This window comes from Pedobacter sp. L105 (genome assembly GCF_009765875.1).
Classification (GTDB): Bacteria; Bacteroidota; Bacteroidia; order Sphingobacteriales; family Sphingobacteriaceae; genus Pedobacter.
In genome coordinates this window covers 402,816-425,418 of sequence record NZ_LMUP01000004.1, presented here as the reverse complement: position 1 = coordinate 425,418, position 22,603 = coordinate 402,816, and the positions used below count along the sequence as shown (strand labels likewise).

Genomic DNA, 22,603 nt, shown 5'->3' with positions numbered 1-22,603 from the left:
TCATTCTTCTGTTTACAGATTCATGAGCAGGGTTATATTTGAATAGCTAATTACAGCTTCCTTTTTACTTCTACTTGTTCGTAAGCTTCAACGATGTCACCTACTTCAATGTTATTGAAATTGTGGATGTTCAGACCACACTCGTAACCTCTTGCTACCTCTTTAACGTCATCTTTATAACGTTTCAATGAAGCCAGTTCACCAGTGTAAACTACAACTCCATCTCTTACAATACGGATCTTGCTATTACGTGTAATCGTTCCGTCCAATACCATACAACCTGCAATGGTACCCACTTTAGTGATTTTAAACGTATCTCTGATCTCCACGTTGGCAGTAATTTTCTCCTGGAATTCTGGAGCAAGCATACCTTCCATCGCAGCTTTGATCTCATTGATCGCATCATAGATGATAGAATACAAACGGATATCGATTTGCTCAGCTTCAGCAAGTTTTCTTGCACCTGAAGATGGACGAACCTGGAAACCAATGATGATCGCATCAGAAGCAGAAGCTAACAATACATCAGATTCTGAGATCTGACCTACCGCTTTGCTAATGATATTGATCTGGATCTCTTCAGTTGACAGTTTCAGTAATGAATCCGCTAAGGCTTCAATTGATCCATCCACGTCACCCTTAACAATCAGGTTCAGCTCTTTAAAGTTACCTATCGCTAAACGACGGCCAATCTCATCCAGTGTAATATGTTTCTGCGTCCTTAAGCCCTGCTCACGCATCAATTGTAAACGTTTATTTGCAATCTCTCTCGCTTCAGACTCATTCTCTACAGCATTGAACTTATCACCAGCAGTAGGCGCACCCTGCATACCCAATACCTGTACCGGTACCGATGGGCCTGCCTGGTCTACTTTCTGACCGCGTTCGTTAAACAATGCTTTAACACGACCGCTATAACTACCAGCTAATATCGGATCACCTACTTTTAAAGTACCAGCCTGTACCAGTACTGTAGTTACAATACCGCGGCCTTTATCTAAAGTAGCTTCAATTACACTACCTGTAGCACGTTTGTTAGGGTTAGCTGTTAATTCTAACAGTTCAGCCTCTAATAATACTTTATCTAACAGCACATCTACGTTTAATCCGCTTTTACCCGAAATTTCCTGTGACTGGAATTTACCACCCCAATCTTCAACAAGGATATTCATGATCGATAATTGCTCACGGATCTTATCAGAATTTGCTCCTGGTTTATCAATTTTTGTGAAGGCAAATACCAAAGGAACTCCGGCTGCCTGCGCATGGCTGATTGCTTCCTTAGTTTGAGGCATCACTGCATCGTCTGCCGCAATAACGATAATCGCAATATCTGCAACTTTCGCACCACGTGCACGCATTGCAGTAAAGGCTTCGTGACCTGGTGTATCCAGGAAGGTTACTTTTTTACCTGTTGCCGTGGTTACCATATAGGCACCAATATGCTGGGTAATACCCCCGGCTTCACCAGCTACCACATTTGCTTTTCTGATATAATCCAGCAATGAGGTCTTACCATGATCCACGTGACCCATGATCGTAACTACCGGTGCTCTTGGCACTAAATCTTCCGGCTCATCTGCTTCTTCAATGATACTGTCACTTTCATCATCCGGTTTAACGAATTGTATTTCGTAACCAAACTCATCAGCAACGATCGTTAACGTTTCAGCATCTAAACGCTGATTGATCGATACGAACATACCCAGACTCATACAGGTACCAATAATTTTGGTAACCGGTACATCCATCATGCTCGCCAGTTCATTTGCCGTAACAAACTCTGTTACTTTTAACACTTTGGATTGTGATTCCAGTTCCATTGCAGCTTCTTCAGCTGAAAGGGCTACATCATCACGTTTGCCACGGCGCAGTTTTGCGCGTTGTGCAAACTTACCAGACTTACCGGCTCCGCTTAAACGTGCAAGCGTAGCTTTGATCTGATCTTGTATTTCTTTTTCCGTAGGTTCTTCTTTAGGACCTCCAGGCGCGCCTGGTTTGCTGTTTCTAAAGTTAGGCCTGTTGGCTGTATTGTTTGTATTGTTCCTGAAATCAGGTCTGTTGGTAAATGTCGGTGCTCCGGCAGGTCTTGCAGGGGCTGCCGCAGCAGGATGACCAGCTTGTTGTCCTGCAGGTGCCTGATGGCCTCCCGTTGACGGCTGATGTTGTCCTGGTGCACCAGGCGCTTTTTTACGCTTACGTTTCCTTTTCGCATCATTACTGTCAGCCGATGAGGCAACAGGTTGTGATTTACGCTCAGGCGTTGTCGGCAAGACAATTTTACCAATAATGTTTGGTCCGGAAAGTTTCACCGAACGTGCTTTGATCACCTCAACTTCGTCGGGTTTATCAGCTTTTGGTGTTACTATATCTTTAACCGGTTCTGCTTTAACAACTGGTGACTCCACAGGTTTAGGTTTTTCTTCTACTTTTACTTCTTCCGCTGGTTGAGCGACCTCAGCTTTAACTTCAGCAGGAGCTTCCACAGGTTTCTCAACCGGTTTAACTTCTTCCTGAACAGCTTTAGGTGCCTCCGGAATAACTTCTGCGGGTTTTTCTGCAGGAATAACCGGAGCGGCCACGTTTACGGGTGCTTCAGTTTTCACAGGTTCTACAGGAAGTTCTTCTTTTTTAGCAGGGCGGTGTTTTGAGTTCAGATCGTCAAGGTTTATTTTCCCTACGATTTTAACACCCTTTAATGTTCCTTCGTCAGCCTTTTCCGGCTCCTTCTCTGCTTCAGCTTCAACTTTAGGCTGTGCAGGCACTTCTTCCTTCGGTTTCTCAACAGGAGGAGGAGTATAAGAATGAAGGTTTTTGATTAAAATACCTTCGTTTTCAAATTCAACATTTTTTCTAGGTGCTTCAGCAACTTTTTCAGTTACTTCCGGCTCATCACGACGAATTTTACCAATGACAATTTGATTGGCTTCTTCCTTTACGATTTTATCACCCTGAAACTCCTTCAATAATGCATTATACATATCTCTGGAGAGTTTAGTAGTGGGTTTATTCTCAACAGAAAAGCCTTTCTTTTCTAAAAACTCAACGGCCGTAGCTATTCCTACGTTAAGTTCCTTAACTGCTTTGAATAAAATTATTGGTTTGTCGTCTGACATTGATCTCCTATTTTTTCTTAATTCTTATACAAAAGTAACGTTTATTCTTGTTTTTTCATTAGTACAAATTGTTTTTTATCGGTATAAAGATTGGGTCGGCTGACCCAATCTTTATCCGTATGTATTTGCTTTTTAATTGACCAAGTCAACGTTTACTCAAATTCTGACTGCAGAATACTGATGACTTCTTTAATTGTCTCTTCTTCCAGGTCAGTTCTTTTTACTAATTCATCTACTGATAAAGCCAGTACACTTCTTGCCGTATCACAACCAATCGCTTTCAATTCGTCAATGATCCAGCTATCGATTTCATCCGAGAATTCTTCGATATCCACATCCTCATCTTCTTCACCTGCTTCACGGTAAACATCAATCTCATATCCCGTTAATTTACCAGCCAGTTTAATGTTATGTCCTCCACGGCCAATAGCCAAGGAAACCTGATCAGGCTTCAGGTAAACCGAAGCATGTTTAGTTACATCATCCAGTTTTATGGAAGTGATCTTAGCAGGACTTAAAGCCCTGGTGATATACAATGATATATTATTGGTAAAATTGATAACGTCAATGTTCTCATTTTTCAGCTCTCTTACGATACCGTGAATACGGGATCCTTTCATACCAACACAGGCACCTACCGGATCAATTCTGTCATCATAAGATTCTACTGCAACTTTAGCACGTTCTCCTGGTTCACGAACAATCTTTTTAATGGTAATCAAACCATCAAAGATCTCAGGAACTTCGATTTCAAACAAGCGCTGTAAGAACTCAGGTGCGATCCTCGAAATAATGATCTTTGGTGTACTATTCATCATATCCACCTTTAAGATCACCGCACGTACAGTATCACCTTTTTTGAAATAATCTGCCGGTATCTGTTCAGTTTTAGGCATCATTAACTCATTGCCTTCATCATCCAGTACCAGTGTTTCTTTTTTCCAAACCTGATAAACTTCACCTGTTACGATCTCTCCAACTCTGTCTTTATATTTCTTAAAGATTTCATCTTTCTCTAACTCCAGTACTTTAGATACCAGTGTTTGACGAGCGGCTAAAATAGCCCTTCTTCCAAAGCTCTCTAAAGTAATCTGCTCAATGTAGTCGTCGCCAACTTCCATATCTGCATCTAACTGTTTCACCTCTGCCAGTTCAATCTCCAGGTCATCATCCTCAGAAAAGCCGTCTTCCATTACTTTTCTTGTGCGCCAGATCTCTAAATCACCATTGTCAGGGTTAACAATTACATCACAATTCTCATCAGTACCATATTTTTTACGCAGCATACTGCGAAATACCTCTTCCAGCACACTGATCACCGTAGGACGGTCGATGTTCTTGAATTCTTTAAATTCTTGAAATGAATCGATTAAATTAATATTGCTCATTTTTTATTTAAATGAAATTAAAACCTTTGTTTCTATTATATTATCAAAGTCAACACCAGTTTCAACCAGCTGTGCTTTTTTACCTTTTTCTTTTACTTTAGCTTCTATAGTAATGGATTTTTCATCCACAGCCAATAGCTTGCCTTCTTTAATCTCTCCACCAGCCAGCTTTACACTCAGGTCTCGTCCAATATTCTTTTGATATTGTCTTTTTAGCTTTAAGGGCTCACCTACACCAGGAGAAGAAACCTCCAGGTTATAAGCCTTTTCTATCGTGTTCTCTTCTTCGAGATGAAAACCAACATGTCTGCTGATCGCAGCGCAGTCCTGTATACTAATTCCTTCATCGCCGTCCACATGAATGATAAGCTTGTGGTTTGGCAACATCTTTACCTCAACCAAAAATAACTCCGGTCTGTCCGAAATTTTTTCCTCTACTAACTCTATGACTCTCTTCTCTACTTGCATAAACCAATTTGTGGATAAAAGAAAAGAGGGGACTCCTGTCCCCTCTCGCTCCTCTATAACAGCGCAAATGTAAGAATTTTATTTCAAAAATAAAAACAAATGCCTTATCTAAATCCGTAGGGTGGAATGCTGTATCTAATTTAAAAAATCTATAATGAAATTTAGAAAAAAAATAAAAAAATTCTACAGGTGACAAAAAGCTATAAAAACGTTCAAATATTAATTTTTAAGATATTATATTAATCTTTTATATTTGTGTTTGATTTTAAATAAACAATGAAACAGTTGGCCAGCCGCTTTATTGATCCGCTCAGTGATTTTGGGTTTAAGCATTTATTTGGGAATGAACCAAATAAGGATATCCTTATTAATTTTTTGAATGAACTATTCAAGGGAGAGAAAGTAATCACTAACCTGATCTACAGCCCGACAGAACATTCCGGGGATAATAAGGATTTAAAGAAGGCAGTGTTTGACATGCTCTGCACAGGGGAAAACGGGGAGAAATTCATTATAGAAATGCAAAGAGGGGAACAGCAGAATTTTAAAGACCGGGCCGTGTTTTATACCTCAAGATTAATCAACGAACAATTTAACAAAGGGAAAGAACACTCGAACTACGAGTTGAATGAAGTCTATCTGATTGCGATATTGGAATTCAATTTTGATCGTCGTTTACCTCTTCGTCACCTGCACAATGCAGCCATAACCAATATTGATACAGGAGAAATTTTTTATCCTAAATTAAGTTATAAATTTTTAGAATTGGCTAATTTTGTAAAGACAGAAGAAGAATTGGAAACGGATCTTGACCGCTGGTTCTACCTGTTAAAACATATGAATCAATTGGAAAAAATACCGGCTGTCCTGAACAAACGGATTTTTCAGAAAGTATTTAAAATCGCCGAAATAAGTAATTTAACTAAAAAGGAGAAAGCAATGTACGATTCAGATATAAAAGCAAAATGGGATTATGAAAATGTAATGGCCTTTGCAGAAAAGAAAGCAGAAAAAAAAGGAAAGCAAGAAGTAGCTCTTAAATTGAAACAGTTGAACTTCCCGATTGACAAGATATCGGAAGTCACTAATCTAACTGTCACTGAAATAGAAACATTATAATTAAAGCAATGTACGATTCAGGTATAAAAGCAAAATGGGATTATGAAAATGTAATGGCTTTTGCAGAGGAGAAAGCAGAAACAAGAGGGATTCAAAAAGGAGAACATAATAAAGCCCTAGATATTGCTATTAGGATGAAACTAGCGAATTTCCCTATTGATCAAATATCGGAATTCACTAAGCTTACAATTACTGAAATAGAAACTATCCAGCTGTAGCCATTATTCTGGGACATAACATTACATCAACCGTTACCACCAAAAAACGGTTGATTGTCCTTTGGAAAAATTCCAACAGAAAAATCACACAGCTACTTTAATCAATTCAATAAATTTAATTAGGTTTACTGCGTTATTTGGTTTTTACTGCATTCAGGTGCAGTTAAGATTAAAAGGGAATCTGGTGAAAGTCCAGAACAGTTCCCGCTGCTGTAAGTTCTATCCATACTTTAACATTCTTTGCCACTGTCTGCTTAAGCAGATGGGAAGGCGTTAAAGCAGAACGAGTCAGAAGACCTGCCAGACAACATAATCCAAATGCTTTCGGGAGAAAGGCTATAGGACGTAACTGGTTTTGTTTTACTCGTTCCATCTTGATGTGGCCCCCTGTTTCTTTGGATAATTATTTACAATAATTAAAAAAATGGATATATTTCAACAAAATCTGACAGGTTTTATCATTCTGCTGGTACTCGGGTTACGACATGGCCTTGATCCCGACCACATCACTGTAATCGATGGTTACACCTACCGCCTTCATGAAAAAAAGAGCCTCTGGTCGCGCTGGGTAGGTACGCTGTTTGCTCTTGGACATGGGGCGATGGTCATTGTCATTGCACTTTCATTGAGCATCCTTAAAAGTAAATTTAATATGCCTGTCTGGTTGGATATTTTGGTAGAGTGGCTTCCCCTGGTCATGTTACTAATGATAGGGATTTCAAATTTCATCTCATTAACCCAAAAAAAGCAGGTAAAGGTCACCAGTTTCAGGAAGATGTTACTGCCGAAATACTTCAATACACATCTAAATCCTTTTACGGTGATTCTAACAGGTATCATCTTCGGATTTATTTTTGATACTTCCTCCCAAATTGCCGCCTTTGGTTATGCTGTTTCGGCTTCAAACCAACTGATGTATGCCGTATTAGGCGGAGTTGTATTTTCAGTAGGATTGATCATGACCGGCACCTGCGACTCCTTTTTACTCAGCAAATTATTAAAAACCTTCGATCAGAAGAAAATACAAACACACCGGTTTAAACTCAACGTACTGATTACCATCATGTGTTTTGCTTTACCCATTTATAAAGTGATCAGTTATTTTTACCCTAAATTAGAATTAAATACTTTGCAAAATAATATAGTAGGCTTAAGTTTTATCGCCATCATCATGTCGCTCTACCTTGACCTGTACATTCGTTATAGGCGCAGTGTTAAAGCAGAAGTCATATGAAAAAATTGTTACTCCTGATCCTTTTATTGTCAGCCGTAAATGTATTATTCGCCCAGCAAAAGATTAAAGGAAAAGTACTGGATACACTGACCCGTGAACCTATTGAATCTGCCGTAATAACCGACATCAAAACACACAGCAAAGCAGGTACAGATAAAAACGGAAATTTCGTTTTAGAGACTTTTAAAGGGGATAGCATAGCTGTCTCCTATATCGGCTATCAGCCAAAGATGGTAAAAGCTGAACATGGAAAACTTATGCTGATCACGCTGGCCAGGGGAATGATTTCCCTTAAAGATGTCAATATCACCAATAGCAGTACTACTTTCGACACCTATAAAACCTTAACCAGCCTTGATTTAAATATGCAGCCGGTTAAGTCGGCACAAGACCTGCTGCGATTGGTGCCGGGCTTGTTCATTGCGCAGCATATGGGCGGAGGAAAAGCAGAGCAGATATTTCTGCGTGGTTTCGACGCAGATCATGGTACTGATGTAAATATTACTGTAGATGGTATGCCCGTGAATATGGTTACCCACGCACACGGACAGGGCTATGCAGATATGCATTTTCTTATTCCCGAAACGGTAGCGAACTATGATTTCGGCAAAGGTCCCTATTATACCGATAAAGGAGATTTTACCACTGCAGGTTATGTATCCTATAATACGAAAAACGTACTTAGCCAGGATATGGTAAAAGTTGAAGTAGGACAATTCAATACCTACCGTGCGGTGGCAATGATCAACCTGCTGAGTGAAAAGGCAAAAGAAAAAGGTCAGAGTGCCTATATAGCTGGCGAGAGTTTATTTTCAGACGGCGGCCCTTTCTCGCTCGCTGAGCATTTCACTCGCTACAACGTATTTGGTAAATTTAACACCAAAATAGGTTCTGACAGCAAACTAACAGCTATCGTATCGACCTTAAAATCAGATTGGCGTGCGTCCGGTGAAATCCCCGACAGGGCAGTTTCAGAAGGTTATATCGCAAACCGTTTTGGAGTAATAGATAGTGCGCAAGGCGGCCATACAGCCAGAACAAATGCGAGCCTTAAACTCATCACTGACCTCGGAAATAACTGGACCCTGGAAAATCAATTGTGGTACTCTCATTACTATTTTAACCTGCTAAGCAATTTCACTTTTAACTACTATTTTCCTGCAACCGGTGATGAGTTCCGCCAACGGGAAAGAAGGGATATGGGCGGTTATAATGGTAAGATCTCAAAAACTACCATAGTTAACAACACCACTTTTACCTCTACGGCTGGCGCTAATTTCCGTTACGACAATATTTCTCCTATTGAACTGGACCATACTGAAAACGGGCAGTTTTTGGATTACCTTCAATATGGGCGCGCTAAAGAACTCAATGTGGACGGGTATTTTGACGAAACAATACGTAATGGCAAATGGCTGTTTAATGCCGGCGTAAGGTTCGATTATTTCCATTTCAACTACCAGAATATGGTACCCGCTACAGATACCATTGCTTCCTCGCTTTTTAATAACGCCAGCCCAAATGCGCACAAGGTTGCTATCAGTCCGAAAGTCAATGTAGAATATACCTTTAACAATCAATTTCAACTGTATTTCAAAGCAGGTAAAGGCTTACATTCTAATGATGCCAGGGTAGTCATCGCCAACCAGGGTGTTCAGGATTTACCCTCAGCTTATGGATCTGACCTGGGGCTAAACTGGAAACCAATTCCCGATCTTTTTATCAATGCCACTGTCTGGTATTTATATCTTCAGCAGGAGTTTGTCTTTGGGCAAGACCTGGTAGACCAGCCAGCAGGACCTGTAAGGCCAAGCGGCAGAACAGTTAGGGAAGGAATCGATTTTTCCGCCCGTTACCAGCTTACCAAATGGTTGTTTGCAAACTTGAATATCAATCCTGCTAAACCTAAATACCTGGATAGTGCAAAAGGGCATAATTATGTAGAACTAGCACCCACGCTCACCAGTACTGCCGGATTAGACTTCAGGTTTAAAAATGGAATAAATGGCGGCATCAGTTACAGGTACCTTCACGACAGGGCTGCCAACAGCGATTACAGTTTAACGGCAAGGGGATACTTCATTACCGATCTTTCTGTAAATTACACACAAAAAAGATATGAATTTGGGGTTTCAGTAGAAAATCTACTGGACCGTAAATGGGATGAATCGCAGTTTGAATATGTATCGCAGCTAAAGGGGGAAACAGCCCCGGTTGACCAGGTAAGTTACACCCCGGGAGTTCCATTTTTTGCGAAACTTAAGGTCACGGTTTTTTTCTGATGATCAGCTCAGCTATCAGCGTTTAAGAATTGCCTGTTCCGGTTTAACACGGTGATTTAACTTCCCACTGAACAGCATCACAGCATTGTTGAATTTTGCATTCAGATAGGATACAACCTCATAACTTCTGCCTTTTACAAAAGGGGTCGATGGTTTAAAGACAACGGTGCTGTCTGTAAGACTAAGCTTACCAGGGAAGGGTAGTTCCATAGCGGATGAGTCATTTTCAGCCGGTTGTTGTACGATGGAAATCAGTGCTGAATATGCAGTATCGATATGCGGGATATTTCGCACCTGCAATAAGCCGGCAGGATCAATACCAGAAAACACAATGGCCGAGCTATCGGGAGAAAACTTGATCAAAAGTGGCTTATTATTTGCAGATGAACAGGAAACCAAACTGATCACGCAAAGCAACAGTAGCGGCGATAGAACAAAACATTTAAACATTTTATAAAACTAAACATAATGAGGATTATTATCGAAATTTTACTGATGGGGCTTGCTTTGCTGATTGGCGCCCATATCGTTCCGGGAGTTCACGTCGCCAGTTATGGAACAGCGATCATTGCCGCACTGCTGATTGCACTGGCAAATGCAACGATCGGGTTTGTTTTAAGAATACTCACTTTCCCCATTAATTTCCTCACCCTGGGGTTAATGTCATTCGTTATCACTGTATTGATGATTCTTTTGGTAGCCCACAATATGTCGGGATTTGCCGTTTCAGGATTTATTGCTGCAGCTATATTAGCTATTGTGGTGGCACTGATTAAAGCGATTTTTGGAGCCATCACTGGCGATTGATGACAAAACTACTTGTTCTATAAAATCAGAAAGGGTCCAAATATACTTATTACATATTTAGACCCTTTTTATAAATAAGTAAATAATGACTTTTAAGGACTTAACTTTCCGTTATGAGTACTGACCCCGGTATTTGTTCCGGTTTCCCCTAAAACATAACACCAATTTATGCCCGTTGCTGCCTGCACCAATGTAAAATAGAAAACTAAATTACCATCGTCCTGCAAGGCATAAAATGCATTATTCTGCAAGCTGGTCTGCCCACTACTATCGTATCTACCACTCGCCCAGTTTGAAGGACCACCATCTGAAAGTCCCTGATAAAGGACAAGATTACCATCGGGCTGAAAATAAAGCGTCTTTGATTTTATCGAATTTGCCTGTGTCTGACTATTCCATAACGCATTACCATCACCAACTTTATACAACACAAGATTTCCATCTGTCTGCAAAGTGAGCCGGTATAAATTATTAGGAGAATAAATTGATTGACCAACTGAAAGAGCAGGAGTGGTACTACTTGGATAAAACTTTGTACTTGGCACATTTGGATAAGCATAGCTATGAAGAACCATACTGTTAAGCCCACTTGGAAAACCAGCGCTAGGTACAGTTACAACGCCATATGACATACTGCTGTAAGTGATCGTAGTTCCCTGTTGAACTTTTAGATAAACGGGGCCATAAGTAGCCTGAGCTGGGATAGTTGCAAATAACGAAAAAGCTGGTAAATAATAGTCTTCCCCATGCCAATCTGCATCAGCAATACTCAATGGAGAAGAAATATTTTGATATGCACCGCTTACCTTCATAACCAAAGTAACTATACAGCTACCATCTTCTAAATTAGTTGTATTAGGAACAAATCCCCTTGCAAGACGATAGCTATAACCAACTTGTCCACCGGTACTTGGATTGATATAAAATGTCCCATCGGTCAACTCATTCGTTACAACAAAAGAAACGGTGGAAATACTCGCCTTTAAAACAGTAGTGGAAAAAAAACTGATTGCCACAAAAAAGAATATTATTTTTTTCATATTTGACGTTTTATTTCTTTTCAAAATTAAGTTTATATTCATTAGCTCTACTATACTGGCTATACACAGTATCTTTATTTAATTTTAACCCTCTTACAACATAATCATTGTCCGATGGATCAAATTTAATCTCACTAGGCGAAACACCTAATGTGATTGATAAATACTTAAGCACATTTTGTTCATTCACCTGGCCTACGGATGAAACAGGCACAACAGCTTTATTATCCGTTGCACCATCTTTTTTACAGCTATACAAACCCATTGACACAGCAAAGAGAAGGAGAGTAAATTTAGTTAATTTGATAGTTTTATATTTCATAAATTATTTAATTTTCACAAAAATACTACTATAGATAAATAATGAGAATATTATTTCGTAACAATATTGATAAAAAACAATTAAAGAAAACAAAACTCAAAAAACAACGCCTACACCCTTTTGTATTCATAATACCAGAATTAACAATCAATTAACTAAAGCATTATTTCTCCATAATCAACTACATCATATACTGACCTTATTATCAAGAAAATATTAACCTATACTATTCACATAAAAGCCTATTATGCATATTCCGTCAAGAGCAGTATATTAGAGATTATTAATAGCCAGATAAGTATGACTGATAAATTAGATACTATTTTCTACTTAAATTCAGAAACTAAGAATTTTCATAATTTCAAGACGAAGCTCCGGAATATATCGGCAGGGTCATGCCTGAGCACCGTTCGGGAACGCATTTGTATAAAGCCTTAAAGAATTCCTGTTGTACCCTTATTGAAGCCCATGCAACTCTACCCTAAGTATACTCAAAAAGTACCCTAACTATACCCTATGTATACCCCTGGGGGTATACATAGGGTATAGTTAGGGTACGGATCAGGTATAGATGGGGTACACATGATAGGGCTTCAATAAGACTACTAATGGGGAACATTAAAGCTCCTTACAAACGCGTTCCCAAACAAATCCAGGGCAACATCTAACCAGTAGCTATTGCGGGATTTGTCTGTTTACTGAAATTTCTATTTAAATGGGAGTTATCAGGATAGAAGCGTGGGTATTCACTATCTTAGTATTTCCCTGGAGATCACCAGTTGCTGGATCTCTGATGTTCCTTCGTAGATCTGAGTGATCTTTGCATCGCGCATTAAGCGCTCCACGTGATATTCTTTCACAAAGCCATAACCGCCATGCACCTGTACTGCTTCGGTAGTCACATCCATCGCTACTTTTGAAGCATATAACTTTGCCATAGAGCCGGCAAGCGTATAAGATAAACCCTGGTCTTTTAGCCAGGCTGCTTTGTACACCAGTAATCTCGCTGCTTCTATTTGTGTTGCCATATCTGCTAACTTAAAAGCTATTGCCTGATGATCAGAAATAGGCTTACCAAAAGACTTACGCTGTTTGGAATACTCCAGTGCCAGTTCGTAAGCTCCGGCTGCAATACCTAATGCCTGGGCAGCAATACCTATCCGGCCACCTTCCAGGGTTTTCATAGCAAATTTAAAGCCAAATCCATCCTCTCCAATTCTATTTTCTTTGGGTACTTTTACATCACTGAACATTAAAGAATGTGTATCTGAACCACGGATACCCATTTTATTTTCTTTAGGCCCTAACGTAAATCCTTCCATTCCTTTCTCTACAATAAAAGCATTGATTCCTTTATGTTTTAATTCAGGATGGGTCTGTGCAATAACCAGGTAAGTAGAGGCTGTACTACCATTGGTGATCCAGTTTTTTGTTCCGTTTAACAAATAGTGATCGCCTTTATCTTCTGCTGTAGTATGCTGTGAAGTGGCATCAGAACCAGCTTCGGGTTCTGAAAGGCAAAATGCACCGATCTGCTGACCGGAAGCTAAGGGTACCAAATATTTTTTCTTTTGAAATTCGGAGCCATAGGCTTCGAGCCCGTAACAAACTAAAGAATTATTGACTGACACGACCACAGAAGCAGAAGCATCTACCTTTGAAAGCTCCTCCATCACTAACACATAGGAAAGTGCATCTAATCCGCTTCCGCCAAATTCTTCTGACACCATCATTCCCAGAAAACCAAGTTCTCCTAGTTTCTTTACCTGCTCTGCCGGAAATTTCTGATGTTCATCCCTTTCGATTACCCCAGGCTTTAGCTCCTGCTGTGCAAAATCACGCGCAGCTTGCTGGATCATCAATTGTTCTTCATTGAGTTGAAATAGCATAATCTTTATATTTAAAAAAATACGTTTCACCAAATTTAGTATTTCCAATTGGGAAATACTATGGCTGCATAGCATTTTTAATAAAAGCTTGTTGCTAAAACGAAATCAATGACGAAATCTGCATAAGATTATAGCTTAAAAAACCGATAACTATCTTATCCAAGCTTCATTACCAGCAAAGCCGGCCGAAGGCAACTAGAAGAAATTCAAAAAACACTTCCGATAAACCAGCAAATGCCCTAATGAAAATATTTTGATTTACTTTAAAAGATGGTTGTTATCATCCGGAAATACGAGTATCGGATGGTACATTTTAGCTTCTTCAATTGGCAGAGATCCGTAAGACATGATAATTAAAATATCCCCTACCTGCACCAATCTGGCTGTCGCACCATTTAAACATACTGTTCCTGTACCCCGTTCACCTTTAATCACATAGGTCTCAAACCTGGCGCCATTGTTATTGTTAACGATCTGCACCTTTTCATTGGCAATGATCTGAGCGGCATCCATCAGATCTTCATCGATAGTGATACTGCCAACATAATTTAATTCTGCCTGTGTTACCCTAACACGGTGTATTTTCGATTTTAATATCTCGATAATCATAGAGCAAAGTTAGATAAAGTTTAATTGATTTGTTACACCTGTTGTCAGTCCAGCATCATGTTATCGATGAGTCTGGTCTCTCCAACCTTAGCCGCAACCAATGCAATCAACTGTTTGGCCCCCTTATTATACTCAGGAAGAAGAGTATCTGTATTGGCAATGGTAAAATAATCAAGCTCCACTCCGGTCGTACTATTGATGATATCAATTGCTTTTTGCAGCAGCTCTTCTATACTATAATCATTGAAATGATCTTTTACATACTGAAGTGCTTTGTTTAGCACTAATGCATTTTTTCTGTCTTCTGCCGACAGATGGATATTTCTGGAACTCATCGCTAGCCCATCGTCTTCCCTGATGATTGGGCAGGATATGATCTCCAGTGTCAGCCCAAAGTGAGCCACCATCTGGCGGATCATTAAGATCTGCTGGAAATCCTTTTGTCCGAAAAAAGCAAGGTCGGGATCTACCGCATCAAAAAGTTTTTTAACAATCTGCGTTACTCCCTGGTAATGCCCTTTTCTAAACTCCCCCTCCAGTAAAAATTCTGCATTCCCTAAATCGATGTGCCACTGCTCAGGAGCGGGGTACATTTCTTTCACTAAAGGCATAAAAACAAAATCACAGCCTGCTTCCTGTAACATTTCGATATCGTGTTCCAACGGACGAGGATATTTCTCCAGATCTTTGGGGTCGGTAAATTGTGTGGGATTTACAAAAATACTGCATACAACGATGTCTGCGTATTGCTGAGCAATCTTAATTAGAGAGACGTGTCCTTTGTGCAAAGCGCCCATAGTAGGTACCAATGCAATTTTTTGTTGAGCCAATTTGCGTGGCTCCAGCAGCATTTTTAATGCTGTTATTGTATGTATAACTTCCAAACCAGGTTTTATATTTCGGGTGCAATTTGGTTATTTAAATATTCCCAACAAAACATAGGGCCAAGATATTGATAAATTTGAATAAATTGCTTACCTTTGCCCCTTGATTATCTTTTCTTTAACATAAATATTTATTCACAAATATGGAGATGGCAAAAACGAAGCTACTGATTGTTACACACGAGATGTCGCCTTTCCTCGAACTCACCAAAATTTCAGAGATCACCCGTCAGTTACCACAGGCAATGCAGGAAAAAGGATTTGAAATCCGTATTCTGATGCCAAGGTTCGGAAACATCAATGAAAGAAGGAACAGATTACACGAAGTAATTCGTTTATCGGGGATGAACATCATGATTGATGATAATGACAATCCACTGATTATCAAGGTCGCCTCAATCCCGGCAGCCCGTATGCAGGTGTATTTTCTCGACAATGAAGATTACTTCCAGCGTAAGCATGTTTTCAGAGATAAGGAGAATAAGTTTTATGCAGATAACGACGAAAGAACGATCTTCTTCTGTAAAGGTGCATTGGAAACGGTTAAAAAATTAGGCTGGGCCCCTGACATTGTTCACTGCCATGGCTGGATGACTGCACTGGTTCCTGCGTATATCAAAACTTCTTACAAGAACGATCCGACTTTTAAAAATTCTAAAGTTGTTTATTCCGTGTATGAAAACTGCTTTACAGAAACTTTGAATGCAGACCTGCATAAAAAAGCAATCATGAACAACATGACTACAGACGACACTAAAGTGTTTGAAAATGCAGACGCCAATACATTACATATTGGCGCGATAACTTACTCTGACGCAGTGGTATTAGCAGATGAAAAGATTGATGAGAATGTGTTAAAATTTGTTAAAGATTCAAATAAACCAACTTTAGCCTTTAATTTAACCGAGAATTTCGAAAACTTCTATTCATTATATGAGGAAATTTCGACTGAAGAATTGGTTTCAATCGCATAACACAGGAATTATTAAATTAAATATGAAATTTTCAAAACTAGACTTATTGACCCTGTTGATAAGTCTTTTTCTTTTATCGTCTTGTAAAGACGCCAGTACAATTGGTTTAAATTTGGATGGTACCAGTAAGATTACAGGGACCCTTCTGGATACGGTTACAGTTACCTCGAATACGGTTACAGAAATTCCGGCATCAACTTATTCCTCTGCCGTAGCAATTGCCCGATACCCATTAGGTTATTTGAATGATCCGGTATTTGGTATCACAACTTCCAGTTTAGCTTTAGCTGTTAATTTACCTGCATCAGCGGCTTATAGTTTTGGTAAACTTCCCGTAATTGACTCTGTAGTACTGGTTATGCCTTTTTCTACAGACAGTGCAATGGTCAAGAACCGTGAGTTTTATGGTGACAGTACATCTGTATTTAATATCACAGTAAGCCAGCTGACTACCAGTTTAAAAACATACAGTACTTTCCTTGATAATCAGGTCTACCCTTCAGGCGACGTATTAGGTACTTTCACTGGTGCTGTTAAACCAAATACAAAATTTAAAGTAATCAGTGTTATTACCGGCGCACCAGATACAGCAGTAGTGGTAGAACCACAGCTCCGGATTAAATTGAACCCAGCTCTAATCCAAAGTAAAATCCTGGGTCTCGATTCTTTACTGCTGACCAGTGATTATAAATTTAACATGGCCTTTAAAGGATTAAAAGTTACTGCGACGACAACAAATGCGCACGGTGCCATGATGTTCCTGGATTTTACTACTACTGTTTCGAATTTGCAGATCTACTACAAGAACCAGGATGCAACGACAGCTACAAAAAGAGATACAGTAGTAGCTGATTTTCCAATTATCGGTACAAGTAACCCAATTGCTGCATCCGTAACGCATAATTATACCGGTACACCCGTAGCTACTCAGTTAGCTAACCCAGGTGTCTACCAAACAACCTACATGCAGGCAATGGGTGGCGTAAGAACTAAAATCTCATTCCCTTACTTAAGTAAGCTGAAAGCACAGATAGGTTCTAACATTGTAATCAATAAAGCAGAATTGGTTATCGACACTGCTGATCCTACCGATTCTATTCCTTTCAAATTCCCGGCGCGTATGTCTTTATACAGATACGACATAGCAGGTCAGCGGATAAATTTACCTGATAACAATCCTTATTCCAGCACCAATACTTCAGGAGATTTACGTCCTGTTACTTCCGGAATTCCATTTGGCGGGATGTTTTACCCTAGTAAAACTTATACGTTTACCGTAACGGATTATGTACAGGACATTATAGATGGAAAACAGATTGATTACGGCACATATCTGGCCCCTACTGCTTTTAGTGAGTTTGATATATACCCTACACCCAATACTGCGGGCAGAGTTGTAATTGGAGCAGGCTCCAATACCAATAACAGAAAAATTAGATTAAATATCTACTACGTTAAAACCGGTACGACTACCAAGTAGAAATCAAAACCCTTATAAACGAGAAAGGCTGCCTGGATGGGGCAGCCTTTCTCGTTTATAAATAATCTGAACTAAAAAGGCAGATCGCCTGATATACCTTCCTCATCAATATATTCGTTTTCGCTTTTAGGCGTAGAATTACTGTTGGTTACCGGTGTATTTTCAAAATCACTTTTGCGTCCCAGGATCGTGAAATTTTCGGCCACTACCTCGGTCACGTATTTTTTTATCTTTTCCCGGTCTTCAAATGAGCGGGTGCGCAGTTTTCCTTCTATGTAAACGAGCTTCCCCTTTTGCAGATATTTAGAGGCCACTTCGGCTAATCCTCTCCACAGCACAATGTTATGCCATTCCGTTTGCTCAATCCGTTTGCCTTCCTTATTATAGGTTTCTGATGTAGCCAATGGAAAGCTGGCAACGGTTACACCACCATCTAAGTGACGAACTTCAGGATCCTTGCCTAAATGTCCTACTAAAATTACTTTGTTAATACCTGACATGATTTGGAGTTTACTATTTGTTAAAATAGAAGTTAATAAATTTGGTTAGAATTTTTGGTTGGGGCAGTTCGTCAAAATCAGTCCAGGAGACCCATTTTGCTTCTGCGTTAATATTAAAGTTAATGATATAATTATCTAAAGCAAAAAACTGAACGTATATAATTTGGTGAGTGAGCAAATGTTTCATTTCCAGCAAAGGAAGCAGGGTTACAGCCTCACCAAAATTTTGTTTAACCTCTTCGATGAACGCTCCATTGAACATATCCGCCGGTTCAGTAGTCTCGATCCTGGGGAAATCATATAAGTGCTGCCAGATATCTTCCTTAATCCTTTTATTCACTAAAATTTCATCTCCCTGGCGGCAAATGAAATAATTGATAAAACGGGTTTTTACGGTTAGCTTTTTTAACTTCACAGGAAGCATGCCTATCAAATCGTTGTTTCTTGCATAACAGGAAAGCTGCAGCGGGCAGGAAGGACAATCCGGCGATTTGGGCTTACATTGCAATGCACCAAACTCCATGATCGACTGGTTATACAGGGCTGCATCTGCAGGTGGGATTAACGATTGTGCCAGTTCAGAAAACTGTTTCTTCCCTGGGGTACTATTTATTGGCGCTGTAATGCCAAAATACCTCGACAATAAGCGAAAAACATTCCCATCAAGTACAGCTTTTGCTTCACCGGAAGAAAAAGAAGAGATGGCAGCGGCGGTATATTCGCCTATTCCCTTCAACTTGATCAGCTCATCATAAGCCACGGGGAAAATACCACCGTGCAATTCTTCAATCTGCCTTGCGGTGAAAAGCATATTTCTGCCACGGGAATAATAGCCCAATCCCTGCCACAACTTTAGGATCTGCGTTTCGGTAGCAGCGGCAAAATCAGACACTGTAGGATAAGCTTCCAGAAAACGGTTAAAGTAAGGCAGCCCCTGCTCCACCCTTGTTTGCTGCAATATAATCTCCGAGAGCCATATCACATATGCTTCTTGTGTATCTCTCCATGGGAGGCTTCTTTTGTTGGTCAGATACCAACTGATGATCTCTTCCTGAAATGCCATAACCCCAAAAATACAGTCAAATCCATCAATTTATTCATTTATAATTTATTATTTATCTTCGGGAAAATAGAGTTACCAATAAAACTTGCAGTTCTCTGATACAAATTGAGATAAATAATTGATCTTTTATTTTCCTATCTCATTAAAAAGCAATACTTTTGCAACCCCAAATCACTTATAATATTTAAACACACAACAATTAATAATAGAAAAATATGACTAAGGCAGATATTATTTCCGAGATATCAACAAAAACAGGAATTGAAAAAGTAGACGTACAAGAAACCGTTGAGGCGTTTTTCAAAGTGATCAAAAGTAGCATGATCGGTGGCGAAAATGTTTACGTAAGAGGTTTTGGAAGCTTTGTTGTTAAAAAGAGAGCGCAGAAAACTGCTAGAAACATTTCTAAAAACACTGCAATTATTATTCCTGAGCATTTTGTTCCAAGTTTTAAACCAGCAAAAGTATTTGTTGATAAAGTGAAAAACAACTCAAAAAAACTAAGCGTAGAAGCTTAATCTGCTCATGATGAACTCTATCCGGTCTAAACAAACAATTATTATCAGTGTAGTTATTCTACTTGCAGTATTTTTGTTTACGAGAGATATTAAGGGTTTAGTGAAGCCAAAGAAGCAAGCAAGTGGTATGCCCGCGGGTGGCCAGCTCACTTCGGCGGGGAGTACAATTAATTTGACGGAGGTTTCTACCGCTGCCAAAAATTCAATTAATGCAAATCTGGCTGCAGAAATCACTACATTGGAAAATGCATATAAAACTGCATCTGATGATGAGCAGTTAGGCGATGCGAAGGTTCTTGCCCAAAAATGGGATGACGTTGAGCAAGCCACCCCAAGTGCATTGTATCTTGAAATCGTTGCCAACAAACAGCGAAACCTGACAAACTGGTTAGCTGCTGGCGGTGGATTGCTGAAAGCATTTGACAATACACAGGACAGTTTAATCGGTCCTGTATTGTTGCAGAAAGCCAACACAGCGTATACCAATGCTGTTGCGCTGGACTCAGCAAATCTGGAAGCCAGAACAGGACTGGGAATTACCATTGTTAACGGAATGGGTGCCCCAATGTCAGGAATAGCGATGTTACTGGACGTAGTTAAAAAAGATCCGAAGAACATGAAAGCAAACATGAGTCTAGGAACTTTTGCAATCAAATCCGGACAGTTTGATAAAGCTATTACCAGGTTTAACAGCATCATTGCCATTAAGCCTTCACCAGATGCTTATTTTTATCTGGGTACTGCTTATGAGAACCTGGGTAAAAACAAGGAAGCTGTTGAAGCTTACCTGAATAGCAAGAAGCTGGCGGCCAATCCAACTTTATCAACTTTCATTGATAAAAAGGTAGCCGAGTTGAAAAACAAAAACTAATAAACAAATTTTAAAAATATTTAAACCTCACAATTATGCCAAGCGGTAAAAAAAGAAAAAGACATAAAATGGCCACCCACAAACGTAAAAAGCGTTTAAGAAAAAACAGGCATAAGAAAAAATAGGTTTTTTTCTTCATGATCAACGAGTAAGAGATACCAGATTTGCTTTTGGTATCTCTTACTCGTTGATCTGTTTTTTTATATTCAGTCCATGTTTAATAAGGGATTTACCCTTTAAAATGTACAGCTTTTGGTAAAGGAATTAATTATCGATTCAACTCCCTCGGGGGTGACCATAGCTTTGATTGAAGATAAGCAGCTTGTAGAACTTCACAAGGAACTCATTAATACAAATTACGCCGTTGGCGACATCTATTTAGGCCGCATTAAGAAAATAATGCCGGGGCTAAATGCTGCGTTTGTAGATGTGGGTTATGAAAAAGATGCCTTTTTGCATTATTTCGATCTTGGTCCGCAAGTTCAATCTCTATTAAAGCTTACAAAAATTAAGCGGAATGGCACTGTTAGTGGAACATTATTAGACAATTTAAAGCTTGAAGCCGATATCAACAAGGCTGGCAAAATATCTGAGGTTGTCTCCAAAAACATGCTTATACCTGTTCAAATAGCTAAAGAGCCTATTTCAACAAAAGGACCGCGTTTAAGCTCTGATCTTTCTATTGCAGGACGGTACATCGTATTGGTCCCGTTTTCCAATGTAATTTCAATTTCCAAAAAAATTAAGAGCAATACCGAACGTAATCGTTTAAAAAAGATTATCGAAAGTATTAAGCCTAAGAATTTTGGAGTGATCATCAGAACGGTTTCTGAGGGCAAAGGTGTAGAAGAACTACAAAAGGATTTACTGGATTCAGTATCCAAATGGGAAACCTTTATTAAAAAGCTGCCTGATGCAGAACCTTCCAAACGTGTTTGGGGAGAAATGGACAGGACATCTACACTGATCCGTGATATCTTAAGTTCGGATTTCACCAATGTGTATGTGAACGATGCAGGTTTGTATGAAGATATCCGTTCTTATGTGCATGAGATCTCTCCTGAAATGGAGAAAATCGTAAAGCCTTACAAACACAAAGAACCCATCTTTGAGCATTTCGGTATCGAAAAGCAGATTAAGAATGGATTTGGTAAAACGGTGAACCTTGCAGGCGGTGCTTATCTGGTTGTTGAACATACGGAAGCGCTCCATGTTGTTGACGTAAACAGCGGGAACAGAACGGCCAACAAAGAGAACCAGGAAGACAATGCTTTGCAGGTAAATAAAGAAGCCGCAAAAGAAATTGCCCGTCAGCTCAGGCTGCGTGATATGGGCGGAATTGTAGTGATCGATTTTATCGACATGCACAAACCGGTAAACCGTAAAATGCTTTTTGATTACCTGAGAGAATTGATGACACTGGATCGTGCTAAACACACTATTCTGCCACCAAGTAAATTCGGCCTGGTACAAATTACACGTCAGCGTGTCCGCCCTGAAATGAATATTGTAACCAGTGAAGTTTGTCCAATGTGCCACGGCACCGGGGAAATTAAAGCCAGTATCGTTTTAATGGATGATATTGAAAGCAACATGAATTACATCCTGAGGGAGCAAAACGAAAAGAATATTACGCTTTGTGTACATCCATACATTGAAGCTTTCATTAAAAAAGGTATTTACTCCTTACAATGGAAATGGTTCTTTAAATTCGGACAAAAAATTAAAGTAAAGTCGGTTCCGTCTTACTTATTAACAGAGTTCCATTTTATCTCCTCTAAAGACGAAGAAATAAAATTGTAGATCTCGTGTTCAAAACAT

The 22,603-nt window shown here is 39.5% G+C and carries 21 protein-coding genes and 1 riboswitch; of the genes, 10 read left to right on the top strand and 11 right to left on the bottom strand.

The annotated features are described in order from the left end of the window. Positions 1-50: 50 nt before the first annotated feature. The 3 genes from infB to rimP all read right to left on the bottom strand — a co-directional run bounded on the left by infB (position 51) and on the right by rimP (position 4,972). Positions 51-3,116, bottom strand: a complete 3,066-nt coding sequence (gene infB / locus GSQ84_RS06945; protein WP_158796529.1) for a translation initiation factor IF-2 — start codon at positions 3,114-3,116, stop codon at positions 51-53. A 152-nt stretch (positions 3,117-3,268) separates the two neighbouring features. Continuing rightward, positions 3,269-4,504: a transcription termination factor NusA gene (gene nusA / locus GSQ84_RS06940; protein ID WP_090555589.1), complete on the bottom strand. Its 1,236-nt coding sequence runs from the start codon at positions 4,502-4,504 to the stop codon at positions 3,269-3,271. 3 nt (positions 4,505-4,507) lie between these two features. Continuing rightward, entirely contained in the window at positions 4,508-4,972 is a 465-nt protein-coding gene (gene rimP, locus GSQ84_RS06935) for a ribosome assembly cofactor RimP (RefSeq protein WP_158796528.1), read from the bottom strand. A gap of 276 nt (positions 4,973-5,248) precedes the next feature. Between rimP and GSQ84_RS06930 the strand changes: the two genes are divergently transcribed. The 4 genes from GSQ84_RS06930 to GSQ84_RS06915 all read left to right on the top strand — a co-directional run bounded on the left by GSQ84_RS06930 (position 5,249) and on the right by GSQ84_RS06915 (position 9,825). Continuing rightward, on the top strand, positions 5,249-6,091 hold the full coding sequence (locus GSQ84_RS06930) for an Rpn family recombination-promoting nuclease/putative transposase (RefSeq protein WP_158796527.1): 843 nt from the start codon (positions 5,249-5,251) through the stop codon (positions 6,089-6,091). A gap of 8 nt (positions 6,092-6,099) precedes the next feature. After that, complete coding sequence (locus GSQ84_RS06925; RefSeq protein ID WP_158796526.1) at positions 6,100-6,309, top strand: hypothetical protein; 210 nt, start codon at positions 6,100-6,102, stop codon at positions 6,307-6,309. A gap of 121 nt (positions 6,310-6,430) precedes the next feature. Continuing rightward, positions 6,431-6,629: riboswitch (cobalamin riboswitch) on the top strand. Positions 6,630-6,733: 104 nt separating this feature from the next. After that, the gene (locus GSQ84_RS06920) at positions 6,734-7,543 is read left to right on the top strand and encodes an NAD+ synthetase (RefSeq protein WP_158796525.1); all 810 of its coding nucleotides are present in this window, start codon (positions 6,734-6,736) and stop codon (positions 7,541-7,543) included. Beyond that, positions 7,540-9,825, top strand: coding sequence for a TonB-dependent receptor (locus GSQ84_RS06915; RefSeq protein WP_158796524.1), 2,286 nt, complete (start codon positions 7,540-7,542; stop codon positions 9,823-9,825). The genes GSQ84_RS06920 and GSQ84_RS06915 overlap by 4 nt, the downstream gene beginning before the upstream one ends. A 15-nt stretch (positions 9,826-9,840) precedes the next feature. Here the strand turns inward: GSQ84_RS06915 and GSQ84_RS06910 are convergent, their stop codons facing one another. Then, positions 9,841-10,275: a hypothetical protein gene (locus GSQ84_RS06910; protein ID WP_158796523.1), complete on the bottom strand. Its 435-nt coding sequence runs from the start codon at positions 10,273-10,275 to the stop codon at positions 9,841-9,843. Positions 10,276-10,293: 18 nt separating this feature from the next. On the opposite strand from GSQ84_RS06910, the gene GSQ84_RS06905 reads away from it, so the two are divergent. Then, positions 10,294-10,632, top strand: coding sequence for a phage holin family protein (locus GSQ84_RS06905; RefSeq protein ID WP_158796522.1), 339 nt, complete (start codon positions 10,294-10,296; stop codon positions 10,630-10,632). A gap of 92 nt (positions 10,633-10,724) precedes the next feature. Here GSQ84_RS06905 and GSQ84_RS06900 read toward each other — a convergent pair whose 3' ends face one another. The 5 genes from GSQ84_RS06900 to panC all read right to left on the bottom strand — a co-directional run bounded on the left by GSQ84_RS06900 (position 10,725) and on the right by panC (position 15,376). Then, positions 10,725-11,672, bottom strand: a complete 948-nt coding sequence (locus tag GSQ84_RS06900; RefSeq protein WP_158796521.1) for a hypothetical protein — start codon at positions 11,670-11,672, stop codon at positions 10,725-10,727. Positions 11,673-11,682: 10 nt separating this feature from the next. Continuing rightward, positions 11,683-11,994, bottom strand: coding sequence for a hypothetical protein (locus GSQ84_RS06895; RefSeq protein ID WP_158796520.1), 312 nt, complete (start codon positions 11,992-11,994; stop codon positions 11,683-11,685). A gap of 749 nt (positions 11,995-12,743) precedes the next feature. Then, complete coding sequence (locus GSQ84_RS06890) at positions 12,744-13,883, bottom strand: acyl-CoA dehydrogenase (RefSeq protein WP_158796519.1); 1,140 nt, start codon at positions 13,881-13,883, stop codon at positions 12,744-12,746. A 258-nt stretch (positions 13,884-14,141) separates the two neighbouring features. Beyond that, positions 14,142-14,492: an aspartate 1-decarboxylase gene (panD, locus tag GSQ84_RS06885; protein ID WP_158796518.1), complete on the bottom strand. Its 351-nt coding sequence runs from the start codon at positions 14,490-14,492 to the stop codon at positions 14,142-14,144. Between the two features lie 44 nt (positions 14,493-14,536). Beyond that, positions 14,537-15,376, bottom strand: a complete 840-nt coding sequence (gene panC, locus GSQ84_RS06880; protein ID WP_158796517.1) for a pantoate--beta-alanine ligase — start codon at positions 15,374-15,376, stop codon at positions 14,537-14,539. Between the two features lie 149 nt (positions 15,377-15,525). Between panC and GSQ84_RS06875 the strand changes: the two genes are divergently transcribed. Together GSQ84_RS06875 and GSQ84_RS06870 are read left to right on the top strand one after the other, a co-directional pair. Beyond that, a complete protein-coding gene (locus tag GSQ84_RS06875; protein WP_254070797.1) occupies positions 15,526-16,350 on the top strand; it encodes a glycogen/starch synthase in 825 nt (274 codons plus the stop codon). Positions 16,351-16,372: 22 nt separating this feature from the next. After that, complete coding sequence (locus GSQ84_RS06870; RefSeq protein WP_158796515.1) at positions 16,373-17,830, top strand: DUF4270 domain-containing protein; 1,458 nt, start codon at positions 16,373-16,375, stop codon at positions 17,828-17,830. Positions 17,831-17,901: 71 nt separating this feature from the next. On the opposite strand, the gene GSQ84_RS06865 is transcribed toward GSQ84_RS06870, so the two are convergent. Together GSQ84_RS06865 and mutY are read right to left on the bottom strand one after the other, a co-directional pair. Further along, positions 17,902-18,330: a single-stranded DNA-binding protein gene (locus GSQ84_RS06865; RefSeq protein ID WP_158796514.1), complete on the bottom strand. Its 429-nt coding sequence runs from the start codon at positions 18,328-18,330 to the stop codon at positions 17,902-17,904. 13 nt (positions 18,331-18,343) lie between these two features. Further along, positions 18,344-19,393, bottom strand: a complete 1,050-nt coding sequence (mutY, locus tag GSQ84_RS06860; RefSeq protein ID WP_158796513.1) for an A/G-specific adenine glycosylase — start codon at positions 19,391-19,393, stop codon at positions 18,344-18,346. A 215-nt stretch (positions 19,394-19,608) separates the two neighbouring features. On the opposite strand from mutY, the gene GSQ84_RS06855 reads away from it, so the two are divergent. The 3 genes from GSQ84_RS06855 (at position 19,609) to GSQ84_RS06845 (ending at position 22,585) form a co-directional block, all read left to right on the top strand. Then, on the top strand, positions 19,609-19,911 hold the full coding sequence (locus GSQ84_RS06855) for an HU family DNA-binding protein (RefSeq protein ID WP_041883022.1): 303 nt from the start codon (positions 19,609-19,611) through the stop codon (positions 19,909-19,911). Between the two features lie 7 nt (positions 19,912-19,918). After that, on the top strand, positions 19,919-20,782 hold the full coding sequence (locus GSQ84_RS06850; RefSeq protein WP_158796512.1) for a M48 family metallopeptidase: 864 nt from the start codon (positions 19,919-19,921) through the stop codon (positions 20,780-20,782). 252 nt (positions 20,783-21,034) lie between these two features. Beyond that, positions 21,035-22,585: an Rne/Rng family ribonuclease gene (locus GSQ84_RS06845; RefSeq protein WP_158796511.1), complete on the top strand. Its 1,551-nt coding sequence runs from the start codon at positions 21,035-21,037 to the stop codon at positions 22,583-22,585. Positions 22,586-22,603 lie beyond the last annotated feature (18 nt).